We start from the raw sequence: 11,350 nt of genomic DNA on the forward strand, positions 1-11,350 counted from the left end.
TTTCTCCCCGCTTGATTTTTTAATTATAAACTGTTTACTTAGTTACTTCTATTAGCGTCATAACCCAAACCAGCATCAGATTCACCAGTACCTAATCCATCTATAAGACCAAGAACTGTACTTGTTTTAATCAAATTATTATCTTCTCTTAAAACAACTCTACCATATTTAAAAGCACCATTAGGATTTAAACATTCATATACAGCTGTATAGTTTTGATCTGGTGAATCATCATATCTAGCAAGCTTATAATTATATGTTTTTACAGGGTTAAATAAGCCGCCTGTACCATATTTTAATGTAAATTCCGAACCATCATCATTAAATTCATAACTTACATCATCTTTAACAAATCTAGCACCTCTAACCCTATCTGGGAATAATGGATCATAATCATTAAATGTAGTTTCTCCAACCTTTGTAGAAACAGAACCATCTAGCTTATAAAGTATATCTGGGCTGCCTTGTACAGATACTTTTATATCTCCATTACTTTGAGAAGTATATGTACCCATAGATTCACTTTCTTCTTTAAGAGTATATACTATTGTTACCGTATTACCTCTCCAAGTTTCCTCTTTATAAGTTAAAGTATCACCTTCAGCATCAAATGAATAACTATAAAGTATCAAACTCTTACCTGTAGGTTTATATCCTTCTGGTAACGGACTAGATGTATCATACTCACTGTAATCTCTAAACTTATAAGTTTTAGATTTTACATTATCTGTAAATTTAGGTGCTACATATACATGAGCTGTTATAGAGCCTTCAGTAATCTGTCCGTCTTTAATACCGTTATAATCAGACAATGTTATTTCAAAATCTATACCATCAAGTTTATTATTATCATAATATCCTGTATCACCATTATGCTCTAGATACTTATATGGGTCAGAATTTTGTTTTTGTCCATTGACATAGAAATCAAAATAATCTCCGTTAGCACTGAATACATATTTTTTAGTGCCGTCATCTGTTGTATATGTTTTTCCAGCTAGTCTTGACATAAACTCAAATGAGCTATCATCATAGTTTTTATAACCTACAATAACATTATCCATATATAATTCTTCATCAGAATTTTTAATAGTAAATGTTTTATTTTGTTTTGGTGTCATCTGCTCATACTGTCCATTAAACTGCTTATCTATAGCTGTGTAGTTATAGTACATGTTTGAACTTGTTTCTTTACCAGTCTGAGTATTAGTAACAACATGTGTTATATAGTTACCAGCTTTAGAGAATGTATAATAATTCATAAGAACAATATTTTCTTTATCTCTCATTCTATAAGTTACATCAGCAACTACTTCCATAAATCTGTCTACACTTTGACCGTCTCTACCTGTAATATAAGCGTCATATCCGTAAGCTGCAGAGTTAAGTATATGGTTAGCATCAGCCAAAGCACCTGTTGACATCTGTACCATAGTGCCGTTAGCACCAAGTCTTAATGCCCAGTATTTGAATATTAATGCTCCGTCTTCTATATATGCAGCTTTACTATAATCTGCCTGAGAACTTCCGTATTTATCTATAGTATAAGTAGCTGTTTTACCGCTTGGATAAGTATATGTAAGGTTTCCGCTTCCGTCAAATGCATATTTATAACTACCGTCCATAGAGTAGTATGTAGTATTTACAACAACATCTAAGAAGTAAGGACCTTTATCTCTAAATCCAAGTTCTGCTGCAGGTTCATCATTTTTCCATAAATCTTCACCAGCACTTTCTAGAGTAAATGTATATTCCACACCGTCAAGGCTATATACTGCACTTTTACCATTATCTTTTACTAAAGTGTAAGTTAAAGAAATAGGATCTTTTTTAGCTGATTCTTCTGTATAAGTAATAGTGTTGCCGTCTCCGCTGAATCTATATTCAAATGTTGTTAAACTTCTTCCGTCTCCAGGAGTACCGTCATAATCTCTGAATGCATATACTTTATTAGCAACTTCATCAGTAAAGAAATCTATTACAGATTCATCAACATTTAAATATCCAGGGCTAGAACTTACTCCGCTGCTTGATGTAAGGCCTGGAGTATCTCCTGCACCTGATGACCAATATAATACACCGTCTTTAGTATTACCATCATCAGCTATTCTCAAACCCCAGTATGCAAATGAACCAGATCTTTCTTCTTTATAGATTGCTCTGTCGCTTGCATCCTGCTGAACAAATGCATAATATCTTACAAATTTTCCATTTTCATAATATTCTATAGTTTTACCGTCTATAGTAAATTTATATGAATAGCTTTTATCTTTTGCTTCAAATACTTTTCCTCTTACTCTGTATATAAACTCAGGACCTGGATCAACATAGTCTAATTCTGCATCCACATTATTAATACTATCTCTTACTTTAGCATAGCTGTCTAATCCAGTGATTGTTATATCGCCGTATTTTAATGAAGTAGCACCGCTAACTTCTGTAAATGTATATGTATTTTTTGATGTTTGACCGTCATAGAAATGATCTTTTGTTATAGTTACTTGTTTTCCGTCACTAGAGAATACATAAGTATAAAGATTTAAGCCTGATCTTATGGCATAAGTTTTGCCTTTGAACTCATCTAATATAGTTGAAGGGTCTATATCTGCCACATTTACATAATAGTAAGGAGAGAGACCTGCACTTTCTTTATCTTCATAACCTGCTACTTTTCTTGTAGAGTCATGGATTTTTGGGAAAAATGCATTAGCATCAACTGCCATTTCTTCTTGATATTCTCTATATAGAGTTAATGTCATTGCATCTTTAGCTTCATCATAAGCCATAAAACCTATAGGATCATATTCATAGAAAGGTCTTTTATCGCCATGAAGTTCTACCGCCTCAAAAGCTGTAGGATATGACTGTCCCATAGTGCTTCCTGTTTTGGTTATTTTACCATAGGCAAATACCAATTTTGAGTATGTATCTACCGCTATCAAGTAGTTATTTAAAGGAACAACTACTGCATCACCTACAAGTCTGTAGAATACAAATCTCTGCATTCTTTCAGATTTATTATATTCGCTTTCTGGAGCAACCAAAGGGTTTTTAGCATCATATCTGTAAAAAACAGCACTAGTTATACTATATCCCTGTGCTTTATTAGCTCCGTCTTTAGCATTATATTTTTTCTCTGCTGTTGCTGCATCTGAAACGGCCCACTGTGTACCGTCTTTAAAGAATGTATACACTGGAACATTTTTTCCGTCAAAACTTGCAGCAAATAAAAAGTCTAATATTTTATTACCGTCAAATTTATAATCAATGGAGTTCCATTCTCCTACTTTAAACGGATCCTGATCTTCTGGAACATCTGATCCAGTTCCTACAGAGACATCCCCTGCAGGAGCTGTCTCTTCTGCTTCTGAAGAACTGCTCTTTCCATAATAATATCTAGGGTTAAAGAAGTGCCCTCCGCAGGACATCATAAACATCGATACTATTACCAAAAATAATAAATAGCTCTTTTTCATACCATTTCCTTAATTATTTTTATTAAAATTATCCTTTAAATGCCAAACCTAATGTTATACCAAAGTCTAATGAGTTTATATAATAAGATTTCAAAGGTGTTGTAGGATCAAATGCAGGTTTTTCTAATTTTTCCAAACCAGAATTCATTAAACTCAATAAACTGTCTGGCATAGTAATATATTTTGGAGAATATACATTAAATCTCGTATAAGCACCCAATATAACTTCAACTCTGTCATTTACAGGCTGATTATATTCTATCATAAATTTTATACTAAACATTACAGGATTCATATTTTTGATCATAAAATCAGTTACTATTATCTCTCCTATTTCAGGGAAACCAGGAATATCACTGTCAAAATAAGCCAAATATTCTGGAGATGTATCTGCTATCAATTTACCACCTATATGTAGTCCTAATGCCAATCTGCTATTTAAGAAATAAGCTTTAGTACCAACCCCAAAACTTATTACAGGTGTATAAGAAACATTTATATAAGCATTTGCTGTTACTCCATCTATAGTATTACCTGATATCTGACCTGCAAATCCGCTTCCTACACCTAAAGAACCAAATACGCTCATACCGCTGAATTTAGCAGGATCTAATCCGTTAAACCATTTTTCAGAACCAAATAAATAACCAAGTTCAGCCTCTCCGTCTATAGTGTATCCTACAGAACCTTTCATATATGAAGCACCTATCTGATCCAAATCTGACTGACTTATTGAAGGCATTGTAGCAGAGCCGTTAAAGTTAGCCTTTAATGCCCATATAAAACCTTCATCAAAACCATACGCCGCTGAAAAACTTGCTGCCATAAAAATGTAAATAAATATTTTTTTCATAGTAATTTTCTCCCACTAATAAAAATCGACAAATTATAAAAAATGTTTATACTTACATTCTACTATTTTATTTTTTCTAAGTAAATACTATTTTTACATAAATTTACAGCAAATTTATAATTATGTTTATTGATATATATAGAAATCATACATTTTGTACAAATATACTCGACATTTTTATTATTGTGTATTGTTTTTTATAGACATTTTCGAGATAATGTTTATTTTATTATAGTTAATTCATACTATCTTTTATGGAAGTATATTTTTTATATTATCCCTATACTCTTTAATTGTTTTGTAAGGAGTTTTTAATTGAAAGTTAACTATATTGCTGTACCAATTAAAATAATCAAATCTATTTACTTCAGACATTATAGAATGTTTATCATCACTGACATCATATTTAGGAAACATCATACCAATAGTTTGGATAATATAATAAGCAAACATATTTTTTATTGTTTCACAGTCAGCATTAGACTGCAGAAATGTATATGTACTTATAACAGCTATAGATTTACAAGGCTTTATATTATTATTTTCAAGTACGAGCCTGTCTACAAAACCTCCGTCTGCAATAGACTTTGCACTCATTGATAAATAATTAGCAGTTAATGGCATATTTACTACTACTATAGAAGAATCTTTAAACTCTCCTGCAATTATTCTCCAATATAATGCAGTATAAATCATAAACTTGCTACCATCTAATAACTGATTTCTATTTTTTACAGGTGTATTCCAAACATTAAGTATACTTTCTACATATGAGGGTGCTATATTTTTAGCTATTATATCTAAAGGAACGGCGTATTCATATCCAAATAATTTTTTTATATTAGCCCTAGTTTCATTGGAAAGCGAGTATAATATATAATGTTGAAGTTTTTTATTATCAATATTTTTTATATCTATAAAATCTCTTTTAAATATATGAGCATTATCATTTATAATTCTTCTATTGGCTATATAAAAATCGTCATATTCCATACCATTTTTAAGATTATATTTTATTTTATATCCTAAAATATCATAAGTAAGTTTTGAAAGATCATCATCAAAAATATCAAGGAAATCACTTGGAGAAAATGCATTTATTGCTGCGTCTTCTATATAAGTAATATTCACAGTATAAGTTTTTTCTTTATTAAGCGGTTCTGTACTATTTTTACATGATAAAAAGAGCAATAAGAACAAAAATATAAAAAACAAGTATTTAATATTAAATGTATTATTATTGAGGTATTTCACCGCTCACACCCATAGCCTCAACTTTTTGAGTATCTATATAATATTTTATCTCTCTTGCCCTTACAACACTTTCTTTTTGTTTCAAGTACGGATTTTCCCCCCAAAGTCTTAAATATTTTTGCTTATCAAAGTAAGTAGCCCAAGCACTTTGAGAGTTCATATCTTTGCCTTCTACATATACATTTCCATTAGCACGCAGTTTTTCTTCATCATTAAACATCTGCATAGTAACTGATGTAATTTTGATACTTCTATTTTCAACATATGCCTTAGGACTGCCGCTTACTGTTGCAACCTTAGTATCAGGATCTAAATGCAGCAAATCCCCTTCCAATGATAAATTGGCATCGTAATCAACCATCACAACATCATTATGAAATATAACATCTTTAAACTCAGCATCCTTTTTATACTCTATCCACTCTCCAAAAGCTATAATTCCCCTATCTGGAATTCTTACAGAAGGCTCTTCATACATATACACATGCTCATTATCTATTTCATATTCAATATAGCCGCCTTTAAGTATCATGTTCTCTTCATAGAAAAATGCAGTAACATTACCATATGCATATAAAGTACGTGTGTTATTATCTTTTCCGCCATACTCATTCAAAAATAATCTATCTGCTACTATAATGTTATAATTACTAATATTACCCTTTTTTTTATTTGTTTCTGATGTATTTATGTAATTATTAGTTTGAAGGACATATATTTTTCCTCTGCCCATAACATTAGCTGTAGCAGTTTTGGCATTATATTCTAATATTTCACCCTCAAGCCTATCAGCCCCTTGATAAAGTCTAGGATTTCCAGTTAATACAGCTGTTTCTTTATCCATATCATAAACCAAATTATCAGCATAACCATCTGTTTTTCTTTTGCTTTCTCTGTCAATGTGTGTCAAATGAACATTGCTTATAGCTTTGGCAATAGGGGTATTAAAATCACGCTCCATAAAAGAACTTCTTATTGTCATATTGTTTGTAGGCGATTTTAATATAGGGTTATTTCTTACATATGCATATCTTGTTTTACCATTATAGCTTGCATATCCGCCTGTTATTGTAGAGCCATTTGTTTTACTCAAAAGTCTAACGCTGCCGCTAAATGTTGCTAATTCTGTTTCCTGATAAAATGTCATAACATAACTTGTAATAATAGCTGATGAATCTTCCATTTTAGCATTGCCTGTATATTGGAAGACTTTTGTTTTATTATTAAATGTAAACTTATCAGCACTTCTTCTTGACTGAGCATTTAAATATAACACTGATAAAAACAGTATAAAAATAGTAAAAACAAGTCTATTTCTCTTCAGCAACAGGTACTCCTATAGCATCGCCTTCATCAACTTCATTATATATAGTAATATGTTCAAGACCCATATCCGCTTCCATACTGCTTCCCGTAAGCCAGCTTCCATCTTCCTGTTCCACACGTATAGGAACTGGACTTTTAACTTTCTGTGTATTGTTATCCCACTGTAAATATTCTGTATAAAGTGTTGTATTATTTGAAGATTTGGCAATAACATTAGTATATATTTCTGTATATAATGTATCTTGATTTACTTTTACAAACTCACCTGATATACTTGCAGCTACTGTATTATTAGAATCGTATGTATATGTTCTGCTTTCATAAAGCTCTATAAGCTTTTTCTTATTGTAAAATTTAGCATTAGTGGCAAAAGAATCGAGCTGCTTAAAATTCGTATCATAATTTTCTCTTCTAAAACCATAAAACTCCATATCAGGAGGCGGAACAAAATTATCTTTCTGTTCAAATTCTTTACCAAGATCTTTAAAATTTGTGCAGGAAACACATAGAAATAGTAATAATATTAAAATAATACTAAAACTGTTTAATAACTTCATTATAAATACCTTTAGCTTTGAGAATCATATCTATAACAACTCTCACAGCACCATATCCGCCTCTTTTATTTATGATTATATTTGCTGCCTTTTTGGCTTCATTTACAGCATCTTTTGGAGCAAATGAAATACCTACATATTTCATAACCTTAATATCTATTAAATCATCACCTATATATGCTGCCTCTTCTATTTTTAAACCATATTTCTCAATTAAAGTTAAAATAACAGGCATTTTCTCTTCTTTCCCAAGTATCAAATCTTCAAAACCATGACGGCTAAACTTATCAAATCTAGCCTTTATGGCATTAGAGCTGCTCCCAGAAATAATAGCTATTTTTATACCAGACTTTAATGCCATCACTATCCCCATTCCGTCTTGAGTATGAAAAAATTTACTTTCTACACCGTTATCATCAAATATAAGTTTTCCATCAGTCATAACACCATCTATATCTGAAACTAGAAGTTTTATTTTTTTTAGCTTTTTAATATTAAATAAATATGATATATAATCTTTGAACGTCATTTTAGAAAATCTTTTTAATTAAGAGTTAGGATAAACAATTTGGGGCTTACAGGACTCGAACCTGCCCACACGGTTTAGGAAACCATTGCTCTATCCTGATGAGCTAAAGCCCCCTACAATAAAGAAGCTGTTCGTACTAATAAAATCGGAGAGTGTGGGACTCGAACCCACATGGGTGTTAGCCCGGCGGTTTTCAAGACCGCTGCTCTACCAATTGAACGAACTCTCCAAATAAATATGCTATATATTATAACATATATAAAATTTATTTCAAGTCTTTTTATAATTAAAATCATTTAAAAAAGGCACGTCTGAAATAAAGTCCATGTGCTGGGGCTGTTACAAAGGCTTCTGTTCTGTTTTCACTTTTTAATATATCTTCTACAAAATTTATAGGCATTTTTTTCTTCTGACCTTCTACCAAAGTTCCTACTATAATTCTTACCATATTGTGTAAAAATGCATTGCCTCTAATAATAAAATATATAGTATCTCCTTTTCTTACCGCTTTCACTTTTTCTAAATATCTAAACTTACTATCATTTTCATCTTCTGTAGAACAAAATGATGTGAAATTATGCTCGCCTATCAAATATTTGGCATATTCATTAATAAGTTTTTCATCTATAATATTTTTTCTGTAAAACCAAGCATACCTCTCATAAAATGGAAAAGATGTACTGCTATTATGAACTATATATAAATACTCTCTAAATGTTGCAGAAGCTCTAGCATTAAAATTATCGTCCATTTCTTCAGCTTTTACTATTCTTACATCTCTGTCCAAACATGAATTCAAAGCTATATGTACTTTATTAATAGGTACAAGCATTTTAGGAACTCTAAAATTAGCAACCTGACCTAAAGCATGAACACCAGCATCAGTTCTCCCGCAGCCGTATATTGTAATTTTTTCTCCATATATTTTTTGAACAGCTTTATATATCTCTCCCTGAACTGTTCTCAAATTCGGTTGTATCTGCCAACCGTAAAAATCTGTACCATCATATTGTATTGTTATCTTTATATTATTCATAAATATCAAAATAAAAAGCCCATATAATATTTATACAGGCTTTTTTATATAAAAATTAAATATTTTACTATAAATCAGCTGGTATTGTTATACCAAGTTTTTGTGCTGCATTAGTATTTACTTCTAATACTGGATTTTGTATATACTCTATAGGCATAGAAGCAGGAGAAGCCTCTCCTTTTAATATTCTTACTGCCTGATTAGCTGTAAGTTTGCCAAGTTCATAATAATCTATACCATAAGTAGCAAGTCCACCAGCTTCAAGCATACCAGCCTCTCCGCATATTACTGGTATTTTAGCAGGTTCTGTAATAGATATAACATTAGCCATACCAGCAGCAACCATATTATCTGTAGGAGCATAAATGGCATCTACTTTGCCTACCAAACTTTGAACTACCTGCTGTATATCATTAGGGTTTGTTATAGTAGCATCTATATATGATATACCCATTTCATCTGCTTTTAATTTTGCCATATCTACTTGGAATTTAGAGTTTTGTTCGCTTGAATTATATAAAAATGCTATATTTTGTACTGAAGGAACTAATTTTTTCAATAAATCCATTTGTTCTTTTACTGGAGTTAAATCTGAAGTTCCTGTAACATTACCTCCAGGTGCATTATTATCTGCAACCAATTTTGAATCTGCTGGGTCAGTTACTGCTGTAACAAGTATAGGTATATCTTTTGTTGTATTTGCTACTGCTTGTGCTGCAGGTGTTGCTATAGCTAGTATTAAATCTGCTTTATCATTAACAAATTTTTGCGATATTGTAATACAGTTTGCCTGTTCGCCCTGAGCATTTTGATAATCTATAGTAATGTTTTTACCGTCTTCATAACCTGCTTCTTTTAATCCGTCTACAAAACCTTTATTAGCCTGATCCAAAGCATTATGCTCCACTAACTGAAGTATACCTATTTTAAATGTTTTATCACCATTTGAAGATGAACTTGATGAATTATTTGAACAGGAAAGAAGTAAGATACCTGCAAATAATATAAAAAATAGCTTTTTCATTATTATATCTCCTTAAAATTCATAATTAGTAGTATAATATAATATAGCCATAATAAAGTCAAATAAAATTCATATGTAAAAATTGATTATTTATGTTCATTCAAAAAAAGCTCTATATTTTTATTATGTATCACAGATAAATCTTTTTCAAATTTTACTACATATCTTTCAATACTTCCAAACATAGCTGCTGCATTTAATACAAAAAAAATAGATAAACCAAAAAATATTTTTTTAGTATTAATAATAAAATTTTCTTTCTGAACAAAAAATAATATAATAGGAGCATAAGATACAGCAAAAAGTCCGTATAAATAATGAAAATAACCCTCTCCAAATTTAAATATAAAAAAACATAAAAGTGTTATAAATATTGATAAAACAAAAAATTTTGATATCTCCAAAGATATGTTTTCATTATCAGTTTTTCCTTTATACCTAAGATCAAACACAAAATAAAACATATTAATTAAACAGTAAAGAGAAAATCCAAGATTAAGAACTAAAAATATCAAACCATATATATAAAACGGTGATGAAATCCAGAATTCTATAATATTACTAAAACCTTTTAAATAATAAGAAGACATCTCATTTGTAGGAAATAAAAATAACGCCTGTATTTTTGCAATAATGATTCTTCCAGTATCTGATACTTTTGAAAACATTAATTTAGTATTATAAAATCCATTATTAATTTCTGAGATTAATAGGGTAAATATTCTAAAAATGACAAAAAAACTCCTAAAAGCCAATATTTCAAATATTTAATTGTATTTTTATAAGTGAGAATTAAATAAAATATCATAGAAGGTACAACAGAGAAAAATGAAGCAAAATGACCTTGTGATACAATAGCTAATACTGGAAAATAAAAATAGATGATATTACTGTTTTTTTGCTGGATTTTTTATCTATATATTCATAGAGGAAAATAAAAAATATAAAACTAAAAATTAATGATATATTAGGATTCCAAAAATTAGTCATAGCTTTTACTAAATAACCATTAAGTAAAATAAGAGGAGACATAAAAGAACAGACAAATAGACCTAATTTTTTATAAAGCCAAAATACAAACAATGATATTATAAAAAGACTGAAAAAATAATTTATAATTTTAGCTGTATACATATTCTCATTACCTAATTTATAACATAAAATATAAAATATATAATAAGCTCCGCCCGGTACTCTTGGAGTTATAAACTCTTCTTTATAAGTATCAGATAATTCAAATCTAGTACTTGTTGAAGGCAATGATCTTTTTTCATACCATCTGTACATATCATAAA

9 protein-coding genes, 2 tRNA genes and 1 pseudogene are annotated in these 11,350 nt (G+C 30.2%); all 12 read right to left on the minus strand.

Translation table 11 applies throughout. The features are described from left to right. Positions 1-38 precede the first annotated feature (38 nt). Complete coding sequence (locus KQ44_RS07855) at positions 39-3,476, minus strand: hypothetical protein (RefSeq protein ID WP_096736941.1); 3,438 nt, start codon at positions 3,474-3,476, stop codon at positions 39-41. A 28-nt stretch (positions 3,477-3,504) separates the two neighbouring features. Then, positions 3,505-4,329: a hypothetical protein gene (locus tag KQ44_RS07860; protein ID WP_096736942.1), complete on the minus strand. Its 825-nt coding sequence runs from the start codon at positions 4,327-4,329 to the stop codon at positions 3,505-3,507. A gap of 252 nt (positions 4,330-4,581) precedes the next feature. Continuing rightward, the gene (locus KQ44_RS07865; protein ID WP_205676558.1) at positions 4,582-5,583 is read right to left on the minus strand and encodes a hypothetical protein; all 1,002 of its coding nucleotides are present in this window, start codon (positions 5,581-5,583) and stop codon (positions 4,582-4,584) included. Beyond that, positions 5,567-6,910 (minus strand): LptA/OstA family protein, encoded by a 1,344-nt coding sequence (locus KQ44_RS07870; protein WP_096736943.1) that lies wholly within the window; start codon positions 6,908-6,910, stop codon positions 5,567-5,569. The genes KQ44_RS07865 and KQ44_RS07870 overlap by 17 nt, the downstream gene beginning before the upstream one ends. Further along, positions 6,894-7,466, minus strand: coding sequence for an LPS export ABC transporter periplasmic protein LptC (gene lptC, locus KQ44_RS07875; RefSeq protein WP_096736944.1), 573 nt, complete (start codon positions 7,464-7,466; stop codon positions 6,894-6,896). The genes KQ44_RS07870 and lptC overlap by 17 nt, the downstream gene beginning before the upstream one ends. After that, positions 7,444-7,995 (minus strand): HAD hydrolase family protein, encoded by a 552-nt coding sequence (locus KQ44_RS07880; RefSeq protein ID WP_096736945.1) that lies wholly within the window; start codon positions 7,993-7,995, stop codon positions 7,444-7,446. Before KQ44_RS07880 ends, lptC begins: the two co-directional genes overlap by 23 nt. Before the next feature lie 40 nt (positions 7,996-8,035). Then, a tRNA-Arg gene (locus KQ44_RS07885) sits at positions 8,036-8,108 on the minus strand. A 33-nt stretch (positions 8,109-8,141) separates the two neighbouring features. After that, a tRNA-Ser gene (locus KQ44_RS07890) sits at positions 8,142-8,224 on the minus strand. A gap of 63 nt (positions 8,225-8,287) precedes the next feature. Next, the gene (truA, locus tag KQ44_RS07895; protein ID WP_096737803.1) at positions 8,288-9,031 is read right to left on the minus strand and encodes a tRNA pseudouridine(38-40) synthase TruA; all 744 of its coding nucleotides are present in this window, start codon (positions 9,029-9,031) and stop codon (positions 8,288-8,290) included. Positions 9,032-9,098: 67 nt separating this feature from the next. Further along, positions 9,099-10,055: an ABC transporter substrate-binding protein gene (locus tag KQ44_RS07900; protein WP_096736946.1), complete on the minus strand. Its 957-nt coding sequence runs from the start codon at positions 10,053-10,055 to the stop codon at positions 9,099-9,101. 86 nt (positions 10,056-10,141) lie between these two features. Next, complete coding sequence (locus KQ44_RS14995) at positions 10,142-10,723, minus strand: hypothetical protein (RefSeq protein WP_240516550.1); 582 nt, start codon at positions 10,721-10,723, stop codon at positions 10,142-10,144. A 190-nt stretch (positions 10,724-10,913) separates the two neighbouring features. Then, positions 10,914-11,350: pseudogene (locus KQ44_RS15000) on the minus strand (hypothetical protein); the annotation flags it as partial.

Origin of the sequence: Brachyspira sp. G79, from assembly GCF_002379365.1 — a bacterium.
Lineage (GTDB): Bacteria > Spirochaetota > Brachyspiria > Brachyspirales > Brachyspiraceae > Brachyspira.